Raw genomic sequence first — 19,772 nt, 5'->3', positions numbered from 1 at the left:
GCCATGCTGAGTGCACCGGTCGTCATGCTGGACTTCGAGACCACGGGCTTGTCGCCGGACATGGGCGACCGCATCACGGAAGTGGCCGCGCTGCGCATCGCGGACGGCCGCATCGTGGAGCGCTATGTGTCCCTGGTCAATTGCCACGTGCGCATCCCGCCATTCATCACCAGCCTGACGGGCATCACGCAAGCAATGGTGGACAGCGCGCCGCCCGCCACGGAAGTGGTGCCGCGCCTGGTCGAATTCATCGGCGGCGACACGCTGGCCGCCCACAACGCCAGTTTCGACGAGAAATTCCTGCGCGCCGAGGGCGGTCGGCTGGGGCTGGTGCACGCCCATGACGGCACCGTCTGCTCGCTGAAGCTGTCGCGGCGCGTGTTTCCGCAGCTGGGCAGCTACAAGCTGGGCGTGCTGAGCGGGCGCCTCGGCATCCCGTTCCGCGGCACCGCCCACCGGGCCGAGGCCGATGCCGAAGTGGCGGCGGAGCTCCTGCTGCACATCGGCCGCCACCTGGCCAGCAGCTACGGCATCGCCCGGGTCGATGCCGGGCTGCTGCACTCGGTCAACAAGCTGGCCGCCGCCAAGGTCCACGCCTTCCTGCGGAAGCACGCCGCCAGCGCCTAGCGCGCCAAAACCGTCGGTGTCAGGCACCCATCCGCGGGACGCAAGTCGCGCGGATGGGTGCCTGACACAATGGGTCTCGCATACCCCTCCCGCTGCCCGACAAAACCAGCCCGGCAATTGAGCGCGCTCAAATGGACTGCGCAATCAGTTATTAAACTTCTTACAACACGGGGGTGGCGCATCGGGAGCTGACATGACACATCGATACTCGGATAACGAAGTGGGCACCTGTGCGTGGTTCCGCAGCGCCGCCGAGGGCGGCAACCCGTACGCCCAGTTCAACCTTGCGCTGCTGTACAAGCGCGGCAAAGGAGTCGAGCAGGACGAATGCCAGGCGTTTGCCTGGATGCGGCTGGCGGCGCTGGCCGGTATCGCGTTTGCCCAGAACCACCTGGGCGCCATGTACTACAACGGCTGCGGCACGCCGAACGACGATGCCGAGGCCGTGTTCTGGTTCCGCATGGCCGCACGCCAGGGCGACGCCTCGGCCCAGCAGAACCTGGGGCTGATGTACCGCAAGGGGCGGGGCGTGCCGCAAAGCGACGACCTGGCGCTGACGTGGTTCAGCCGTGCGGCCGAGCAGGGCGTGGCCAGCGCCCAGACGTTGCTGGGCGAAGCCTACGCGCAGGGCCTCGGCACGCGGCGCAGCTTCCCGCTGGCCCTGGCATGGTTCCGCAAGGCGGCGCTGCAGGGCGATCCGGCCGCGCAACTGAACCTGGGGCTGATGTACCGGCGCGGCCATGGCGTGCTGCAAAGCGACACCCAGGCCGTGGCCTGGTATCGCCAGGCGGCGGCACAGGGCCACCCGCCGGCCCAGCGCCACCTGGGCGTCGCCTATGCCGAGGGACGCGGCGTCACGGTCGACCTGGAACGGGCCTGCGGCTGGCTGCGCCGCGCGGCGGCCCAGGGCGACGTCGAGGCGCAATTCAACCTGGGCGTGATGACGGCCAACGGCTTCGGCGTGGCGCAGGACGAAGCCGCCGCGCTGGCGTGGTACCGCCGCGCCGCCGAGGCGGGCCACGTGCTGGCCCAGTACAACCTGGGCACGATGTATGCCCATGGCCGCGGGGTCGAACGCGACCAGGAGCAGGCCCTGGCGTGGTACCGCAAGGCGGCCGAGCAGGGCGCGGCAAACGCCCAGTTCAACGTCGGCGTCATCTATGCCAACGGGCAGGGCGTGACCCGGGACGAAACGCGGGCCGTGGCCTGGTACCGCCATGCGGCGGAGCAGGGCGATGCCAGTGCGCAGAACAACCTGGGTGTCATGTACGCCAACGGCCAGGGGGTGCCGCAGGACGATGCCGAGGCCGTGGGCTGGTACCGCAAGGCGGCCGAGCAGGGCCACCCGCTGGCGCAGTACAACCTGGGCGGCATGTACCACGGCGGCCGCGGCGTCGAGCGCAACGTCGTGCTGGCGTACATGTGGATGTCGCTGGCGGCCGAGGCGGGCGACGAGACGGCCGGCACCAACCGCAAGCTGATCGAGCAGCGGCTGTCGCGCGAGGAGCTGGGCACGGCGCGCCAGTTGACCGAGCGCTGGCGTGCCGCGCACCCGGCCCCTGCCGCCCGGCCCTGATCGGGGAGCGCGCCGCTAGCGCTGCGGTTCCAGGCGGCGGTCCAGGAACAGGCTGTTGCCGTGCACTTTCTTCGCCTGTTTCTTGGCCTCGGCCGCGCTGGCGGCGATCTGGTGGTGCGAGTAGTACTGGCGCGGCTCCACCTTGATGACGCCCAGGGACAGGCTCATCAGTGAATAGAACACCTTCCTGCCCTGGCGGTCCTCGCTGAAATAGCCGCCCCGCTCGCAATCCTCGGCGCTGTAGAAGTCCGTCACCTTCGACTCGAACTCGGCGAGGATGGCACGGCAGCGTGCCTCCCAGTCCTCGCTCTGGAACAGCAGCATGAAATCGTCGCCGCCGATGTGGCCGACGAAATCGCGGTCCGGGTCGCTGTGCTGCGTCAGGATGTGGCCCGTCAGGCCGATCACGTCGTCGCCGCGGCGGTAGCCGTACACGTCGTTGAAGGGCTTGAAGTGGTCCAGGTCGCAGTAGCACACCCAGAAGCGGGTGCCGCTCGCCAGCAACCGGTCGATGTGCTCGTTGATCGGCACGTTGCCCGGCAGTTGCGTCAGCGGATTGGCGTAGCGCGCCGCATGGATCTGCATCTGCGTGATCTCGCGCATCAGGTCGTGGCCGGTGCCCATGCCCAGGTAGCGCCCGCCTTCGGTGATGATGAAGCCGTTGAACAGGTGGTGCGCGTCCGATTCGACCATCCGGTACGACAGGTCCTGCAGGCTGGTGTCCTTGTCGGCGATCAGGGGTTTCGCGTCCATGAACTGGCGACAGGACTTCTTTCCGTACAGCTCGCGCTGGTAGGGCCGGGCGAAGTGGTCGATCATGTCGAAGCGGGAGATCAGGCCCAGCGGCACGCCGTGGTCCACCACGGGGATGATCAGCAGCTTGGGATCGCTCAGGAAGATGTCGTAGACCTCGTTGTTCGTCATCGACGGCGGCACGGCCGCCACCCGGTGCAGCAGTTTCAGGATGCTCACGGCATGTTTCTCCACGGTGCGCTGGGGATAGACGGCCACGCCGTTGCGCGACAGTGCCTTGGCCACCTCGGCCGGCAGCGCGCGGGCCGGCGCCGCATTGGGCCGGCCCAGGTGGTAACCCTGGGCAAACGCGATGCCCAGGTCGCGCAGCACCAGCAGCTCGGCCTGCTTCTCGATGCCTTCGGCGATCACGAGGGTGTTGGATTTTTCCGCGATCTCCTGGATCGAGCGGACGAACTGCAGCTTGACGGGGTCGTTGTTGATGCCCTGGATGAAGTGCATGTCGATCTTGACGTATTCCGGCCGCAGCTCCGACCACAGGCGCAGGCTCGAAAAGCCTTCGCCCAGGTCGTCGATGGCGATGCCGAAGCCCAGCGCGCGGTAGTGCAGCACCGCGTCGCGCATCTGGCCGTAGTCGTAGGTGGGCTGGTTTTCCGTCAGCTCGATGATCACGCGTTCGGGCGCGATGCCGATGTCGCGGATCAGGTCCAGCGTCTCGCCTTGCGCGCCATTCTGCGCCGGCAGCAGGCATTCCGGGCTGACGTTCAGGAACAGCTTGCCCGGCAGCGCCAGCTCGGCGAAACGCTCCAGCACGACGCGCCGGCACAGCAGCTCCACGTCGCGCATCATGCTGTTCTCCCGTGCCACCCGGAACAGGGTCAGCGGCGCGTGCAGGGGACTGTCCGACGGCCCCCGGATTAGGCCCTCGTAGCCGACGATCTCGCCGCTGTGCATCTGGATGATGGGCTGGAACAATGCCGTCAGCTGCCGCCGGGCGAGGATATCGCGCAGGTGGGCCGCCAGCAGGGCATCGCTGTCGCGCGGCTTGCCATACAAATAGGTGACGTTGTCGGGCGTGCTGGACGGTGCCGGCGAAGGGACGGAAGCGGGGGCGGGAACGAAGGTCACGATGGTCGTCGGAAAGCGGAAAGCCGTCAGTTTATACTTGCAATATGACAACTTCATGAAACATATTGCAACTTCATCATGCTCCGCACGGGGTGTACCGAATAAAACACGCCGTGGCCGCCACCGGAACCTTTCTTATTTGCCATGCTTCACGCTATGATCGACGCGCCGCAACGATCGGCACCGACAGACCACCAGATCAAGGACACCGTAAAACATGGCATTCCGACGCGCTTCCCTCGTACTCTCTGTGCTCGCCGCTTTCGGCGGCCAGGCCCTGGCACTGCCTTGCGCCCCGGGCGCCAGTCCGCTCGCCTATCCGTCGACGCAGAAGGTCGACCAGCGCGACGACTACCACGGCACGACGATCGCCGATCCGTACCGTTGGCTGGAAGACGCCAACAGCGCGGACACCAAGGCCTGGGTCGACCGGCAAAACAAGCTGACGCAGGACTACCTGGCGCAGATCCCGGCACGCGCGGCGATCCGCGCGCGCCTGACGCAGCTGTGGAACTTCGAACGTTTTTCGGTGCCGTTCAAGGAAGGCGGCCGCTACTTCTACAGCCGCAACGACGGCCTGCAGAACCAGTCGGTGCTGTACACGATGAAGACGCTGAAGGACGAGCCGCGCCTGCTGCTGGACCCGAACAAGCTGGCGGCCGACGGCACCGTGGCGCTGGCCGGCCTGGCCATCAGCCCGGACGGCAAGTACCTGGCCTACAGCACGGCCGCCTCCGGCTCGGACTGGAACGAGATCAAGGTGCGCCATATCGACAGCGGCAAGGACACGCAGGACCACATCAAGTGGGTCAAGTTCTCCAGCACGGCCTGGGCGCACGACGGTTCCGGCTTCTACTACAGCCGCTATGACGAGCCGACGGAGGCGACCAAGCTGGCGGGCGTGAACTACTTCCAGAAGCTGTACTTCCACAAGCTGGGCACCAGCCAGGACAAGGACGTGCTGGTGTACGACCGCCCGGACCAGAAGGAGTGGGGCTTCTCGGCCGAAGTGACGGACGACGGCCGCTGGCTCGTCATCAGCTCGTCGCAGGGTACCGACCCGAAAAACCGGGTGTTCATCAAGGACCTGTCGAAGAAGGGCAGCAAGGTCGTCGGCCTGCTGGAAGCGTTCGACGCGTCCTACGGCTTCATCGACAACATCGGCTCCGTGTTCTACTTCGTGACCGACAAGGACGCGCCGAAGTCGCGCATCGTCGCCATCGACGTGAGCAAGCCGGCACCAGGCCAGTGGCGCGAGATCGTCGCGGAAAACGGTGCCACCTTGAAGGGCGCGAACATCGTCAACAACCAGCTGGTGGCGGAATACCTGACGGACGCGCGCAGCGTCGTCAAGGTATTCGACCTGCAGGGCAAGGCGCTGCACGAGGTGGCGCTGCCGGGGATCGGTTCCGCGGGCGGCTTCAACGGCAAGCGCGGCGATACGGAGACGTTCTATTCGTACACCAGCTTCACGACGCCGACGACGATCTACCGCTACGACATGAAAGCGGGCCAGAGCAGCGTGTACCGCCAGCCGAAGGTGGACTTCGACCCGGCCGCCTACGAGACGCGCCAGGAATTCTTCACCAGCAAGGACGGTACCAAGGTGCCGATGTTCATCGTGGCGAAGAAGGGCCTGAAGCTGGACGGCGGCAACCCGACCTACCTGTACGGCTACGGCGGCTTCAACGTGTCGCTGACGCCGGCTTTCTCGGTGGCCAACCTGGCCTGGGTGGAAATGGGCGGCGTCTACGTCATGGCCAACCTGCGCGGCGGCGGCGAGTACGGCGAAGCGTGGCACAAGGCCGGCACCAAGCTGCAGAAGCAGAACGTGTTCGACGACTTCATCGGCGCGGCCGAATGGCTGATCGCCAACAAGGTGACGTCGCCGCAAAAACTGTCGATCGGCGGCGGCAGCAACGGTGGCCTGCTGGTGGGCGCGGCGATGACGCAACGTCCCGACCTGTACGCGGCCGCGCTGCCGGCGGTGGGCGTCATGGACATGCTGCGCTTCCACAAGTTCACCATCGGCTGGGCCTGGACGTCGGATTACGGCTCGTCCGACAATCCGGAAGAGTTCAAGGCACTCGTCAAGTACTCGCCGCTGCACAACCTGAAGCCTGGCACGTGCTATCCGGCCACGATGGTGACGACGGCCGACCATGACGACCGCGTCGTGCCGGCCCACAGCTTCAAGTTCGCCGCGACGGCCCAGGCCGCCCAGGCGGGCCCGGCACCGATCCTGATCCGCATCGAGACGAAAGCCGGCCACGGCGCCGGCAAGCCGACCTCGAAGCAGATCGAGGAAGTGGCCGACAAGTGGGGCTTCCTGGCGCGCACCCTGGGCATGACGCCGGCGCTGCCGGCCGCCACCGCCCAGGCGCCGGCCGCTCCCGCAGCCGGCGGCGCGCAGTAACGCTGGCGTTGCAGTGAACCGCGGGGGCGGGCTGCCGTCCCTGCGGTCTCTGCTGTCCCAGCCGAAAAACGCTGACAGTCACCATTTTCCAGACGGTCGCCCGGTTGCTGGCATGTACTGCACCCCAAGACCGGAATCCGGGGTCAGACCCGCCGGGTCTGACCCCAGCTCTTGCCGCAGGGTGTGGAAAAAGGTGACTTGGGAAAAGGTGACTTGGGAAAAGGTGACAGCCACCATCCGCCCAAGCGGCCGAGGGGCGGTCCCTGCACAGGGTCCGACCCTGGAAATTCTGCGTAATCCCGCGAAACGCTGCTTGACTTCAGGGTAAGTCCCATGCCGGGACAGCCCCCCGGCCCTCGGCTGTCACATCGACAATGCCGCCCGCAACACGGCGTCCAGCAGGCCGGGGAAGCGCCGGTCGAGGTCCTCGCGGCGCAGCGAATTCAGGTACTGCGTGCCTTCCGGGCGCTGGCGGATGATCCCCGCCTCGCGCAGCACGCGGAAATGGTGCGACGCCGTCGACTTGGCGACCGCCAGCTCGAGCGCGTGGCACGGCAGTTCGCCGCTGCCGGCCAGGTCGCGCACCAGCGACAGCCTGACCGGATCGCTGAGCGCATGCAGCACTTGCGGCAGCGACAGGTCGTCGGCCGCGGGATGGTTCCGTATTCTCATGATTGCAGTATCGCATACTCCATGTTAGTGTTCAGTAGTTCGACATACATCGAACAATTGAACATGAGAGGATCGTCATGAAAGCCATCACGCTGTCCGCACCATCCCTGCAAGCATTCCACGCGACGACATTGCCCGATCCGGTGCCCGGGCCGGGCGAAGTCTGCGTGCGCCTGCGCGCCGCCACGCTGAACTACATCGATGTCGCCGTCGCGACCGGCGCCTTTCCGGTGCCGTCGTTTCCCCTGGTCCCGGTGGCCGACGGTGCCGGCGAAGTGGCCGCCGTCGGCGCGGGCGTGACGTCGGTCGGCGTCGGTGCGCGCGTGGTGCCGCATTTCATGCCGGCGTGGCAGGGCGGTCCGATCACGCCCCGGGCCGTGGCCGCGCTGCGCGGGATGACGCTGCCGGGCTCCCTTGCGGAGTACGTGGTCGTGCCCGAGCACAGCCTGATCGCGCTGCCGCCGCACCTGGATTTCGCCGAAGGCGCAGCGCTGCCGATCGCCGCAACGACCGCCTGGAACGCGGTGCGCGCGGCGTCGTTGCGGCCGGGCAGCGTCGCACTGGTCCTGGGGACCGGGGGCGTCAGCCTGTTCGCCCTGCAGTTCGCCAAGGCGGCGGGCGCCAGCGTGATCGTCGCGTCGTCCTCGGATGCGAAGCTGGAACGGGCCCGTGCACTGGGCGCCGATCACCTGATCAACTACCGTGCCACGCCGGCGTGGGACGAAGCCGTGCTGGCGCTGACGGACGGGCGCGGTGTCGACCTTGTCGTGGAAACCGTGGGCGCCGCCACGCTGCAGCGCTCGCTGGGCGCCGCGGCCATGGGCGGGACGGTGTTTACCGTCGGTTTCCTGGGCGGCACCACGGCATCGATCGACCTGCTGCCGGCGATCATCAAGGCGCTGCGCATCGTGGGCAACAACACGGGCTCCGTGGCCGACCTTGCGGACGCCGCGCGCGCCGTCGCCGCGCATCGCATCGTGCCCGTCATCGACGAGCGCTTCGACCTGGCCGACACGGCCTCCGCGTATGCCCGCCTGGCCGAGGGCGGGCGCCATTTCGGCAAGCTGGCGATCGTGCACTGACGCCTTGGCGCCGCAGGGACGTCGTATTTTTTGTCTTTCCCGCGGCCAATTCCGGGCGATCGCGGTACGGCCAGCGCGGCCGTGCTACCATCGCCCTGATCCGACTTCATCCCCATAATCATGAGCTCCAATACCGGCAACAACTCCCTCGATTCCCTCGTCTACGGCAGCTGGTACGGCCAGTTGGGCACACCCGTCCAGCTGACCTACAGCTTCCTGACGCGCGCCCCCGTCAACGCCAGCGCCGAGGACCGCAACGGCTTCGTTGCGATGTCGGCAACGCAGCAGGCGGCCGTGCGCGACGCGCTGGCGAAATGGGCCAGCGTGACCAACCTGACCTTCACGGAAACGGTGCGCAATACGGGCAACCTGCAGTTCGGCACCAACGACCAGGGCGACAGTAGCAGCGCATACGCCTACCTGCCCGAGGCGGGTGTCTCGACCCTGGCGATGTACACGAACAACCAGGATGCGTACAACTCGGTGTTCACCCCCGGCACCTACGGGCCCGCTGTGCTGCTGCACGAGATCGGCCACCTGCTGGGGCTGAAGCATCCGGGCAACTACGACTCGACCGGTTCGACGATCGACGGTCCGTTCCTGCCGGAAGCGACCGATAACGGCGACTACACGCAGATGTCGTACAACGAGCCGTCCAGCTGGGCGATCAACCGCCATTATGCGACCACGCCGATGCTGTACGACATCCAGGCGATCCAGTACCTGTACGGCGCCAACATGAGCTGGCATGCCGGGACGGACGTGTACACGTTCACCAACTCGGTCGCGCCGCAGTGCATCTGGGATGCGGGCGGCGACAATACCTTCGATTTCTCCGGCTGTACGGGCGCGACGATCATCAACCTGAACGCGGGCAGCTTCAGCGAGACAGCGCCTGGGCTGAACAATGTGTCGATCGCGTATGGGGTGACGGTCCGGACAGCCATCGCCGGCGCCGGCGGCGCGACGATCTATGCGAACGACCTGGGCAACGTCCTGCGCGGCGGTCAGGGCACCGACGTGTTCCACGAGGGCGGCGGCAATGACACCGTCGATGGCGGCGACGGTGCGGACACGGTGGTCTTCGAGGGCACCTACGCGCAGCACGCGGTGCTGCGGGCGGCCGGGGCGGCATCACCGTGCTGGGCGACGGTACCGACACCCTGACGAACGTGGAGATGCTCCAGTTCAGCGATCGCAGCGTCCGCATTGCCGACCTGGCCCTGCCGGTAATGGGCAGCGAGGGCAACGACAAGCTGGTGGCGCCAGCCGGCAACGTAACGATCGACGCCGGGGCCGGCCTCGATACGGTGGCGTTCGCCGGCCGCGCCGCGGAGTTTTCCATCAAGATCGACAATGGCAGCGCGACAGTCACGGGCAGGGGCATCGCGGACGTGCTGGTCAACGTCGAGCGCATCAGTTTCTCGGACGCGACGGTGGCGCTGGACGTCGGCAGCGGGCATGCGGGCCAGTTGTTCCGCCTGTACGAGGCGGCATTCCAGCGTGTGCCCGACAAGGAAGGCCTGGGTTTCTGGTTGGGCGCGCTCGACAACGGCCATGCGCCGCTGGACAGCATCGCCCGCTCGTTTATCACCAGCCCTGAATTCCTGCAGCGCTATGGCGAAACGGACAACGCAACCTTCCTGACGCTGGTTTACCAGAACGTACTGGGCCGGGCGCCCGACGCGGAAGGCTTTGCGTGGCACCTGAACAACCTGGAGCAGGGGCTGCCCCGGGAACGCGCGCTGCTGGACTTTTCGGAGTCGATCGAGTTTACCGCGTCCCTCGTCGGGACCGTCGCCAACGGCGTGCAGTACGTCCCGTTCGCCTGACCCTGGCAGGCGGAAGCGCGCGGCCTACCGCTCGGGTTCCCCCGGGTTCGTCAGGCTGATCCGGTTGCGCCCCATGTGCTTGGCGCGGTACAGCGCCGCGTCGGCCGTCGCGACCAGGTGCGCCGGATCGGTGTCCGTGGCGGGCAGGGCGGTCGCGGCACCGATGCTCACCGTCACGAACCGCTGTCCGAGGCCCAGGTCCACGCCCAGGTTCGGCAGCATCAGCCGCTCGACACGGCAGCGGATCCGCTCCGCCACGATGGCCGCGCCCTTCAGCGCCTGGTTCGGCAGGATCACGGCGAATTCCTCTCCTCCATAGCGCGCCACCAGGTCGTTGGTGCGCATTTCGCCGGCCACCGCGCCGGCAATGCGTTGCAGGCAGGTGTCGCCGCCCACGTGGCCGTAGGCGTCGTTGTACTGCTTGAAGTTGTCGACGTCCACCATCAGCAGCGACAGCGGCTGGCCCTGGCGCAGGGCGCGCTGCCATTCCGCGTGCAGGGTGTCGTCGAAGCAGCGGCGGTTGGCGAGGCCCGTCAGGCCGTCGCGGGTGGCCAGTTGCTCGAGCGCGATCCGGGCCTGCTTTTCCGTCGTCATGTCGCGCAGCGTCTCGACGACAGCCACGATGGCGCCGCGCTCGTCGCGGATCGGGCTCACGTCCACCGCCAGGTAGCGCCGCCGCCCCGCGCGCGGCATGTCGCACCAGCTTTCGGCCGACAGATGGGCGCCTTCGCCGCGCGCGTGCCCATGCTCGTGTTCACGCTGGTACGCCTCGTACAGCGCCGCCACCTCGGCGGTGCGCTGCTGCAGCACCAGGTCCGCCAGGGTCGGCCGGGCCTGCAGGTAGAAGCTGCGCCAAGCGTCGCGCGTACCCAGCACTTCCCGCGCGGGCACGCCCGTCAGGCGCTCGCAGGCGTGGTTCCACATGATGACGCGGCAGTGCGCATCCAGGACAAAGGCGGGAATGACGAGCAATTCGAGCACGTCGAAAGCGCAGCGCTGCGGTGCCGGGGGCGCCAGCGGCTGCACGTTATGCATGTTCATGGTGTTCCTGTGGGGATGACGGTGAAAGGGCAGTCGGGGCCGGTGCGGGCGGCGGCGCCCCGTCCAGCGGCAGTGCGATCGACACGGTCGTGCCCCGGCCGGGCCGGCTGGACAGCGTCAGTTCGCCGCCGGCCGCGGCCGCGCGGTCCGCCATGCCCGACAGGCCGGCGCCGCGCGCCTCGCAACCGGGCGCCAGGCCGACGCCGTCGTCCCGCACGGCCAGCACCAGCCGGTCGCGCTCGCGGCCCAGCGTGACGTGGACGGTGCGGGCCGCCGCATGGCGCAGCACGTTCGACAGGGCTTCCTGCAGCAACCGGAACAAGGCCGTCTCGACGGTTGCGAACGGCGTGCCGGCGCTGCGCTGTGCCAGCGCGTCCAGCCCGGCGACATCGAGATGGCAGCGCAGGCCGGACAGGCGGGCGAACTCGTCCACCTGGCGCCGCAGCGCCAGCCGCAGGCCCTGCTCCAGCGCGGCGGGGCGCAGGTCGTTGATGACGTTGCGCAGGGCGCGGATGGTCTGCTGCACATGGCGCTCGACCAGCCCGGTGCGCTCGCGCAGCCAGGCCGGCAGGCGCGGGTGGTTGTGCAGGCTGCCGATGTCCAGGTGCAGCGCCAGCAGGTGCTGGCCCAGGTCGTCGTGGATGTCGCGGCCGATGCGGCGCCGCTCCGCCTCGCGGGCCCCGGCGCGGGCGGTCGCCAGCCGGTGCAGGTGCATCTGGCTGTCGCGCCAGGCCCGTTCGGCTTGCGCGCGGCGGGCCTGTTCCCGCCCCAGTTCGAGGGCGAGCCGGCCACAGCGCCGGGCCAGCGTGCGCGCGCGCAGCCAGCACACGAGCAACGCCAGCGCGGTCATGGCCATGGCCGTGCAGGCAATCGTCAGCGCGGCGGTCGCGACGGCCAGCGACTGTGCGGCGCTGGCGGGCTGGCCCGCCATGGCGCAGGGCGCCCCCACGATGCCGACGAACACGGCGCCGCAGGCGCACCGGTGCCAGGCGGCGCCCCCGTGCCCCCGTAAGGGCCCTGCGTGCATGCCGAGATCCATTATTGCTCCTGGTAAATCAAGATTCTGACGACCTTAACCGAACCATCGAACGATAGCCTTGGCATGCGTCAAATTGCCTCGGCGGCGCACACAGGCCCGGCTTGGCTTATAATTGAGGGTTGCCCCGAACGCCGCGGTGCGCCATTCGCGTCCAAGGCCGGGAGCCGCTTCCAGGAATCATAGTGACTTACAGTATCAAAGAGATTTTTTACACGCTGCAAGGGGAAGGTGCCCATGCGGGCCGCCCTGCCGTGTTCTGCCGTTTTGCCGGCTGCAACCTGTGGACGGGGCGCGAAAGCGACCGCGCCAGCGCCGTCTGTCAGTTCTGCGACACCGATTTCGTCGGCACCGACGGTGAGCGGGGTGGTAAATTCGCCACGCCCGGCGAACTGGCGGCCGTCATCGACGGCCTGTGGCCCGCGTCGCATGCAGCCAGCAAGTATGTCGTCTTCACCGGCGGCGAGCCGCTGCTGCAGCTGGACGGCCCCCTGATCGACGCGATGCACGCGGCCGGCTTCACGATCGCCATCGAGACCAACGGCACCATTGCCGTGCCGCCTGGCGTCGACTGGATCTGCGTCAGCCCGAAGGTCGGCTCGAAGCTGGTCGTCGCCAGGGGTAACGAACTGAAAGTCGTCATCCCGCAGAAGGACCAGCACCTGGCCGACTACGAGCACCTTGACTTCGACAATTTCTTCGTCCAGCCGATGGACGGCCCGCTGGCCGCGTTCAACACGACGCTGGCGATCGACACCTGCAAGGCCAATCCGAAATGGAAGCTGAGCCTGCAGACCCACAAACTCCTGAACATTCCCTGATCTTCATGCTGACCATCACCCGCAAGCTGGAATTCGACGCCGGCCACCGCATTCCCGACCACAAGAGCCAGTGCCGCAACCTGCACGGTCACCGCTACACGCTGGAGATCACGCTGACCGGCCAGGTCATCACGGCCGAAGGCAATTCCGACAACGGCATGATCATGGACTTCTCCGACGTCAAGTCGATCGCCAAGGAGCATCTGGTCGACGTGTGGGACCATGCCTTCCTGGTGTACGAGAAGGACATCGCCGTCAAGGAGTTCCTGGCCTCGCTGCCGAACCACAAGACGGTGGTGATCGACCGTATCCCGACCGTGGAGAACCTCGCCGCCGTCGCGTTCGGCATCCTGAAGGCCGCGTTCAAGGACCGCTACGGCACCGGGCTGCACCTGCACAAGCTGGTGCTGCACGAAACGCCGAACTGCTGGGCCGAGATCATTGAAGGCTGAGCATTGAAGACGGAAGACGTCATGGCGGCCACGCTTGAAGAGGCGTTCATGCGCGCCGCGCTGGCCGAGGCGCAGAAGGCGTGGGACTTGGGCGAGGTGCCGGTGGGCGCCGTCGTCGTCAAGGACGGCGTCGTCATCGCCACCGGCTTCAACCAGCCCATCGCGGGGCACGACCCGACGGCGCACGCGGAAATCGTCGCGTTGCGGGCCGCCGCCAAGGCGCTCGGCAACTACCGGCTGCCGGGCTGCGAGCTGTACGTGACGCTGGAGCCGTGCGTGATGTGCTCCGGCGCGATGATGCATGCGCGCCTGGCGCGCGTGGTGTACGGTGCCGGCGACCCGAAGACGGGCGCCGCCGGGTCGGTCGTCAACCTGTACGAATCGGCCCGGCTGAACCACCACACGCAGGCTGTCGGGGGCGTGCTGGCCGCTGAATGTGGCGACCTGCTGAAATCCTTCTTCGCCGCCCGCCGCGCGGCGGCCCGTGCCGCGCGGGGCGGTGGCATCGTTGCCGTGCCCCCGGCGCAGTCTTGATACCCGCCGCCGCCGCGGTTAAGATGCCCCGTCATCATCTACTCGTGGGGCCAGGTTGAGCACACAGAATATCGGCATCGCCATTGCCGCGCCGGGCGGCTACGCCGTCGACGACGCGCTGCTGGCACGCGGCATCGCCCGCCTCGAAGCGCAAGGCTGCTGCGTCCACAATTACTACGACGGCGCCAGGAAGCACCAGCGCTTCGCCGGCACGGACGACGACCGCCTGGCGCAGCTGGAAGCGGCGGCGCGCGATCCGGACGTGCGGGTGGTGGTCGCGCTGCGCGGCCAGTATGGCATGTCGCGCATCCTGCCCAAGATCGATTTCCGCCTGATGGCCGAGAGCGGCAAGCTCTTTGTCGGCTACAGCGACTTCACGGCCTTCAACTGCGCCCTGCTGGCGGCCACTGGCGCAAAAAGCTTTGCCGGCCCGATGATGTGCGACGATTTCATTCGCGACGAACCGGTCGACTACACGCTGCGCCAGTTCTGGGACTGCCTGCGCGGGCCCACGCATGCCGTGCGCGGTGAGGCGGCGGGCAACCCGCAGGTGGATGTCAGCGGCACGCTGTGGGGCGGCAACCTGGCCATGCTGGCGCACCTGGCCGGCACGCCGTACATGCCCCGCGTCGACGGCGGCATCGTTTTCCTGGAAGACATCAATGAGCACCCGTACCGCGTCGAGCGGATGATCCTGCAGCTGCTGTATGCAGGCGTGCTGGACGGCCAGCGCGCGCTGGTGCTGGGCGACTTCTCCGGCTACCGGCTGGCGCCCACCGACAACGGCTACGACTTCGACACGATGGTGGCCTACCTGCGCGCCACCTTGCCGATGCCCGTGCTGACGGGGTTGCCGTTCGGGCACGTGCGGCACCGCTGCACCTTGCCGTTCGGCGGCACGGCCCGGCTGGTGTCGGACGAGACCGGTTTCGACCTGACTGTCAGCGAGTATCCGACGCTAGCGTGACGGGCACGCTGGGACACTCGCCCGTGCCATGGAAAACGCCAGCCGGATGGGCTGGCGTGGGGTCATGGGGCGCGTGGTCCGCTAGCGAGGCAGCGCAGGTCCATGCCAACGCTGCCGTGTATCCAATCAGACGGCCTGGCGGTTGCGTGCGCGCCGGCGTGCCGCCGCGCCGATCACGCCCAGGCCCAGCAGCATCATGCCGTAGGTCTCCGGTTCCGGTACGGGTGCCAGGGCGGTGTAGTCGTACACGACCTTCACGCCGGCGCCGGCCGACGTAGCGAACTGGGTGATCAGGTTGCCGGCGCCGGTGCCGGTGGAGTTGCCCGCCGCTTGCAGGTTCAGGTCGATCGTGCCGCCGCCTGCCGCCGAGAACAGCGTGAAGTCTGCCGCGCTGGCCGACGTGAAGCTGTTGCTCGCGCTGTTCGCAACGGCACCGGTATCCCAGCCGGAAGCACCGCGGAAGTCGATTGCGCCGTCGAAGCTGGCGACGTCGTGCGCTGCCGAGAACACTGGGTTGGTGACGACCAGGGTGGTGCCGTCGGGACGCGTCAAGGTCAGCGTCGAGGCCAGGCTCAGCGTGATGGTGGTCGCGCTGCCGTCCAGACTTTCGGCGCGACCGCTGCCAGCGACGCTGCCGTCCAGCACGAACTTGATGGCGTTCAGCGTGCCGAGGCGGGTATCGAATTTTCCAAACGACAGGGTATCGGACCAGTTGGTGGTCGTCATGCCTTTGCTTGCGTCGAATTCGATCGTGGCGGCGTGGGCCGATGCGGTGCTGAACAGGGTGGCCAGAACCAGGGCGGCGCTAATTTTTTTCATCATAAAGGTAAGATTGGGTCAGTTACGAAACATGAGCAATTGTCGGTTAGTTTCCGAGAAGACATGATATGTCAGTAATTAAATTTTGGCAACCTGTTCTTTTCGCCGCCTGGCGCGCCGGAAATCACGGGGCGTCGCTGCTGGTGCCCCGTTATCAGGCCAGCTGGAACGATGGTAAAATAGCCGGTTACTTGAAACCTCCGTCTTAAGGGCTCATCAGTGCTATCCACCGCTAACATCACCATGCAATTCGGCGCCAAGCCGCTGTTCGAGAATATCTCCGTCAAGTTCGGCGACGGCAACCGTTACGGCCTGATCGGCGCCAACGGCTGCGGCAAGTCGACGTTCATGAAAATCCTCGGTGGCGACCTGGAACCGTCGGCCGGCAACGTCATGCTGGACGTAAACGAACGCCTGGGCAAGCTGCGCCAGGACCAGTTCGCGTACGAAGAGATGCGCGTGCTGGACGTGGTCATGATGGGCCACACGGAGATGTGGGCGGCGATGCAGGAACGCGACGCGATCTACGCCAATCCGGAAGCCACCGACGACGACTACATGAAGGCCGCGGAACTGGAAGGCAAGGTCGCCGAGTACGACGGTTATACCGCCGAAGCGCGCGCGGGCGAACTGCTGCTGGGCGCCGGCGTGGCGATCGACCTGCACCACGGCCCGATGAGCGCCGTGGCGCCGGGCTGGAAGCTGCGCGTGCTGCTGGCGCAGGCACTGTTCTCGAACCCGGACATCCTGCTGCTGGACGAACCGACCAACAACCTGGACATCCACACGATCCGCTGGCTGGAAGACGTGCTCAATCAGCGCAACTCCACCATGATCATTATTTCCCACGATCGTCACTTCCTGAACCAGGTGTGCACGCACGTGGCCGACATGGACTACGGCACGCTGAAGATCTACCCGGGCAACTACGACGACTACATGCTGGCCTCGACGCAGGCGCGCAACCAGCAGCTGGCCAACAACGCCAAGGCCAAGGAGAAGGTCGCCGAGCTGCAGGACTTCGTGCGCCGCTTCTCGGCCAACAAGTCGAAGGCCCGCCAGGCCACGTCGCGCGCCAAGATGATCGACAAGATCAAGGTGGAAGACATCAAGCCGTCCTCGCGCGCGTACCCGTTCGTACGCTTCGAAGGCGAGAAGAAGCTGCACCGCCTGGCCGTCGAGGTGGACAGCATCTCCAAGACCTACGACAAGACGCTGTTCAAGAACTTCTCGATCCTCGTCGAGGCGGGCGAACGCATCGCCATCATCGGCGCCAATGGTGCGGGTAAAACGACGATGCTGCGCTGCATCGCCGGCGAGCTGGCGAAACTGCAGCCGGACACCGGCTTCGTGAAGTGGGCGGAGAACGCCAACGTGGGCTACATGCCGCAGGATCCGACCGAGGAATTCGCCACCGATGCCACCCTGACGGACTGGATGGGCATGTGGACGAAAGAGGGCGACGACGACCAGGCCGTGCGGTCCATCCTGGGCCGGCTCTTGTTCGGCGGCGACGAGGTCAAGAAGTCCGTGCGCGTGCTGTCGGGCGGCGAGAAGGGCCGGATGATGTACGGCAAGCTGATGCTGGGCCGTCACAACGTACTGCTGCTGGACGAGCCGACCAACCACATGGACATGGAATCGATCGAGTCGCTGAACGTCGCGCTTGATAAATACGCTGGCACCCTGATCTTCGTTTCGCACGACCGCGAGTTCGTCTCGTCGCTGGCGAACCGCATCATCGAGATCAAGGAAAACGAAGTCGTCGACTTCCGCGGCAACTACGAAGAGTATCTGACCAGCCAGGGCATCGATTAAGGAGCAGCTTAGTGACCGCCACAGCCATTCCCATCAAGACCGTCGAATATGAAATGCCCCTGCTGGAGGACAACCAGCAGGGCGGCAGCTGCGTCGCCCATGCCTGGGCGCGCACGCCCGCGCCCGTGCCGGCGGACGAGAAAATCCTGCTGAAGGAGCGCATCCGCACGCTGCTGCGCGAGCGCGAGGCCGTGCTGGTGGCGCATTACTACGTCGACGCGGACCTGCAGGACCTGGCCGAGGAAACGGGCGGCTGCGTCTCCGATTCGCTGGAGATGGCGCGCTTCGGCCGCGATCACCCGGCCAGGACGCTCGTTGTCGCCGGGGTGAAATTCATGGGCGAGACGTCCAAGATCCTCAGCCCGGAAAAGACCGTGCTGATGCCCGACCTGGACGCGACCTGCTCGCTGGACCTGGGTTGCCCGCCGGAGGAATTCGCGGCGTTCTGCGACCAGCATCCGGATCGCACCGTGGTCGTCTACGCCAACACCAGCGCGGCCGTGAAGGCACGCGCCGACTGGATGGTGACGTCGTCGATCGGCCTGGACATCGTGCAGCACCTGCACGAGCAGGGCAAGAAGATCCTGTGGGCGCCGGACAAGCACCTGGGTTCGTACATCCAGAAGAAGACGGGCGCCGACATGCTGCTGTGGCAGGGCTCCTGCCTGGTGCACGACGAATTCAAGGGCGTGGAGCTGGACCTGCTGAAGGCCGAGTACCCGCATGCGAAAGTGCTGGTGCACCCGGAATCGCCGGCCAACGTGGTGGCGCAGGCCGATGTCGTCGGCTCGACGTCGCAGCTGATCGCGGCAGCGGTGTCGCTGGACGCGGACACGTTCATCGTCGCCACCGACAACGGCATCCTGCACAAGATGCGCAACGCGGCCCCGAACAAGACGTTCATCGAGGCGCCGACCGCCGGCAACAGCGCGACGTGCAAGAGCTGTGCGCACTGCCCGTGGATGGCGATGAACGGCCTGCGCAACCTGGCCGACGTGCTGGAGAACATGAGCAACGAGATCCACGTCGACCCGCAGGTGGGCCGCGAGGCGCAGCGCTCCATCAACCGCATGCTCGACTTCGCCGCCGCGAAGAAAGCCAAGGTCGCTCCTGGCGCCGATCTCGCCCAGGAAGCCAAACTGTTCTCGGGCATCGGCCCGGCCTGACGCTGCCGCGCATTCGCTCACCATACTAATAAGGACAAGAAATGAGCACGTTGTTGAATCCCTACGCCCCATTCGACCCCGCGTTGACGAAGGCGTATGAAGCGAACCTGCTGGCCGCATTGCTGGAAGACGTCGGCACCGGCGACCTGACGGGCCAGCTGGTGCCGGAAGGCGCCCGCGCCACGGCGCGCGTCATCGTGCGCGAGGAGGCGGTGCTGTGCGGCGCGCCCTGGTTCGAAGGCATCATGCATGCGCTCGACCCCGCCATCGGCATCGAATGGCATTACGCCGAAGGCGACGTGATGACGGCCGATTCGCCCGTCTGCACGATGGTCGGCCCGGCCCGCGCCATCCTGACGGCCGAGCGCTCGGCGCTGAACTTCATGCAGCTGCTGTCGGGCGTCGCCACGGCCACGCGTCGCTATGTCGACGCGATCGCCGGCACCACGGCCGCGATCCTGGACACGCGCAAGACGCTGCCCGGCCTGCGCCTGGCGCAGAAGTACGCCGTGCGCGTGGGCGGCGGCCAGAACCAGCGCCTGGCGCTGTACGACGGCATCCTGATCAAGGAAAACCATATCGCGGCAGCGGGCGGCATCACGGCCGCGCTGGCGGCGGCCAAGCGGGTCGCGGCAGCCGGCAGCACGCCGGTGTCGATCCAGGTCGAGGTGGAGACGCTGGAGCAGCTGGACGAAGCGCTGGCGGTGGGCGCCACGTCGATCCTGCTGGACAACTTCACGCTGGAGACCATGCGCGCCGCCGTGCAGGTCAACCGCGGCCGCGCCTTGCTGGAAGCTTCCGGCGGCGTCAACTTCGACACCGTGCGCGCCATTGCCGAAACGGGCGTGCACCGCATCTCCATCGGCGCGCTGACGAAGGACGTGCGGGCAACCGACTTCTCGCTGCGCATCGTCGGCGCGGCGCTGGGGTGATCCGTCGGGGTCTGGGATCCGCTGGGGCCTGGGATCCGCTGGGGTCTGTCCCCGGTAGGTGTTACCTCATGAGGCAGCCGTTGGCAGCGTCAGGGGACTG

General features: G+C 66.9%; 18 protein-coding genes. 13 read left to right on the top strand and 5 right to left on the bottom strand.

The genetic code is table 11. From position 1 onward, the window contains the following. Positions 1-3 precede the first annotated feature (3 nt). Both PX653_RS07545 and PX653_RS07540 read left to right on the top strand, forming a co-directional pair. Positions 4-627, top strand: coding sequence for a 3'-5' exonuclease (locus tag PX653_RS07545; protein WP_277417281.1), 624 nt, complete (start codon positions 4-6; stop codon positions 625-627). A 193-nt stretch (positions 628-820) separates the two neighbouring features. Beyond that, positions 821-2,203 (top strand): tetratricopeptide repeat protein, encoded by a 1,383-nt coding sequence (locus PX653_RS07540; protein ID WP_277417280.1) that lies wholly within the window; start codon positions 821-823, stop codon positions 2,201-2,203. Positions 2,204-2,218: 15 nt separating this feature from the next. On the opposite strand, the gene PX653_RS07535 is transcribed toward PX653_RS07540, so the two are convergent. Then, a complete protein-coding gene (locus PX653_RS07535) occupies positions 2,219-4,141 on the bottom strand; it encodes a GGDEF domain-containing protein (protein ID WP_371876430.1) in 1,923 nt (640 codons plus the stop codon). A 160-nt stretch (positions 4,142-4,301) separates the two neighbouring features. On the opposite strand from PX653_RS07535, the gene PX653_RS07530 reads away from it, so the two are divergent. Then, positions 4,302-6,500, top strand: coding sequence for a prolyl oligopeptidase family serine peptidase (locus tag PX653_RS07530; RefSeq protein ID WP_277417279.1), 2,199 nt, complete (start codon positions 4,302-4,304; stop codon positions 6,498-6,500). A gap of 363 nt (positions 6,501-6,863) precedes the next feature. Here the strand turns inward: PX653_RS07530 and PX653_RS07525 are convergent, their stop codons facing one another. Further along, complete coding sequence (locus PX653_RS07525; RefSeq protein WP_277417278.1) at positions 6,864-7,172, bottom strand: ArsR/SmtB family transcription factor; 309 nt, start codon at positions 7,170-7,172, stop codon at positions 6,864-6,866. A 77-nt stretch (positions 7,173-7,249) separates the two neighbouring features. On the opposite strand from PX653_RS07525, the gene PX653_RS07520 reads away from it, so the two are divergent. The 3 genes from PX653_RS07520 (at position 7,250) to PX653_RS07510 (ending at position 10,086) form a co-directional block, all read left to right on the top strand. Beyond that, positions 7,250-8,254 carry a zinc-dependent alcohol dehydrogenase family protein gene (locus tag PX653_RS07520; protein WP_277417277.1) on the top strand — a complete coding sequence of 335 codons (1,005 nt, stop codon included), beginning with the start codon at positions 7,250-7,252 and terminating at the stop codon, positions 8,252-8,254. Positions 8,255-8,374: 120 nt separating this feature from the next. Further along, positions 8,375-9,421, top strand: a complete 1,047-nt coding sequence (locus PX653_RS07515) for a M10 family metallopeptidase C-terminal domain-containing protein (RefSeq protein ID WP_277417276.1) — start codon at positions 8,375-8,377, stop codon at positions 9,419-9,421. Positions 9,422-9,432: 11 nt separating this feature from the next. After that, the gene (locus tag PX653_RS07510; RefSeq protein WP_277417275.1) at positions 9,433-10,086 is read left to right on the top strand and encodes a DUF4214 domain-containing protein; all 654 of its coding nucleotides are present in this window, start codon (positions 9,433-9,435) and stop codon (positions 10,084-10,086) included. 24 nt (positions 10,087-10,110) lie between these two features. On the opposite strand, the gene PX653_RS07505 is transcribed toward PX653_RS07510, so the two are convergent. Together PX653_RS07505 and PX653_RS07500 are read right to left on the bottom strand one after the other, a co-directional pair. Next, positions 10,111-11,121 (bottom strand): sensor domain-containing diguanylate cyclase, encoded by a 1,011-nt coding sequence (locus PX653_RS07505; RefSeq protein WP_371876466.1) that lies wholly within the window; start codon positions 11,119-11,121, stop codon positions 10,111-10,113. After that, positions 11,114-12,154: a sensor histidine kinase gene (locus PX653_RS07500; RefSeq protein ID WP_277417273.1), complete on the bottom strand. Its 1,041-nt coding sequence runs from the start codon at positions 12,152-12,154 to the stop codon at positions 11,114-11,116. The genes PX653_RS07505 and PX653_RS07500 overlap by 8 nt, the downstream gene beginning before the upstream one ends. Positions 12,155-12,348: 194 nt before the next feature. Here PX653_RS07500 and queE point away from each other — a divergent pair, with 194 nt between their 5' ends. Genes queE through ldcA form a run of 4 tightly spaced genes read left to right on the top strand, consistent with a single transcriptional unit; the run spans position 12,349 to position 14,937 of the window. Further along, the gene (gene queE / locus PX653_RS07495; RefSeq protein WP_277417272.1) at positions 12,349-12,984 is read left to right on the top strand and encodes a 7-carboxy-7-deazaguanine synthase; all 636 of its coding nucleotides are present in this window, start codon (positions 12,349-12,351) and stop codon (positions 12,982-12,984) included. A 5-nt stretch (positions 12,985-12,989) separates the two neighbouring features. Then, entirely contained in the window at positions 12,990-13,436 is a 447-nt protein-coding gene (queD, locus tag PX653_RS07490; protein ID WP_277417271.1) for a 6-carboxytetrahydropterin synthase QueD, read from the top strand. 21 nt (positions 13,437-13,457) lie between these two features. Continuing rightward, entirely contained in the window at positions 13,458-13,970 is a 513-nt protein-coding gene (gene tadA, locus PX653_RS07485; protein ID WP_277417270.1) for a tRNA adenosine(34) deaminase TadA, read from the top strand. Between the two features lie 55 nt (positions 13,971-14,025). Then, positions 14,026-14,937: a muramoyltetrapeptide carboxypeptidase gene (gene ldcA / locus PX653_RS07480; protein ID WP_277417269.1), complete on the top strand. Its 912-nt coding sequence runs from the start codon at positions 14,026-14,028 to the stop codon at positions 14,935-14,937. A 126-nt stretch (positions 14,938-15,063) separates the two neighbouring features. Here the strand turns inward: ldcA and PX653_RS07475 are convergent, their stop codons facing one another. Beyond that, positions 15,064-15,759 (bottom strand): choice-of-anchor E domain-containing protein, encoded by a 696-nt coding sequence (locus tag PX653_RS07475; protein WP_277417268.1) that lies wholly within the window; start codon positions 15,757-15,759, stop codon positions 15,064-15,066. A 216-nt stretch (positions 15,760-15,975) separates the two neighbouring features. On the opposite strand from PX653_RS07475, the gene PX653_RS07470 reads away from it, so the two are divergent. From PX653_RS07470 to nadC, 3 genes are read left to right on the top strand one after another with little or no spacing between them, the layout of a single operon-like run. Beyond that, positions 15,976-17,574: an ABC-F family ATPase gene (locus PX653_RS07470; RefSeq protein WP_277417267.1), complete on the top strand. Its 1,599-nt coding sequence runs from the start codon at positions 15,976-15,978 to the stop codon at positions 17,572-17,574. A 53-nt stretch (positions 17,575-17,627) separates the two neighbouring features. Next, positions 17,628-18,740 (top strand): quinolinate synthase NadA, encoded by a 1,113-nt coding sequence (nadA, locus tag PX653_RS07465; RefSeq protein ID WP_277418538.1) that lies wholly within the window; start codon positions 17,628-17,630, stop codon positions 18,738-18,740. A 41-nt stretch (positions 18,741-18,781) separates the two neighbouring features. After that, a complete protein-coding gene (gene nadC / locus PX653_RS07460; protein WP_277417266.1) occupies positions 18,782-19,672 on the top strand; it encodes a carboxylating nicotinate-nucleotide diphosphorylase in 891 nt (296 codons plus the stop codon). Positions 19,673-19,772: the final 100 nt, after the last annotated feature.

The sequence above is a fragment of the Pseudoduganella chitinolytica genome (genome assembly GCF_029028125.1).
Taxonomy (GTDB): Bacteria; Pseudomonadota; Gammaproteobacteria; order Burkholderiales; family Burkholderiaceae_D; genus Rugamonas; species Rugamonas chitinolytica.
The sequence above is the reverse complement of the archived record's forward strand: the minus strand, read 5'-3'. Positions and strand labels throughout refer to the sequence as shown.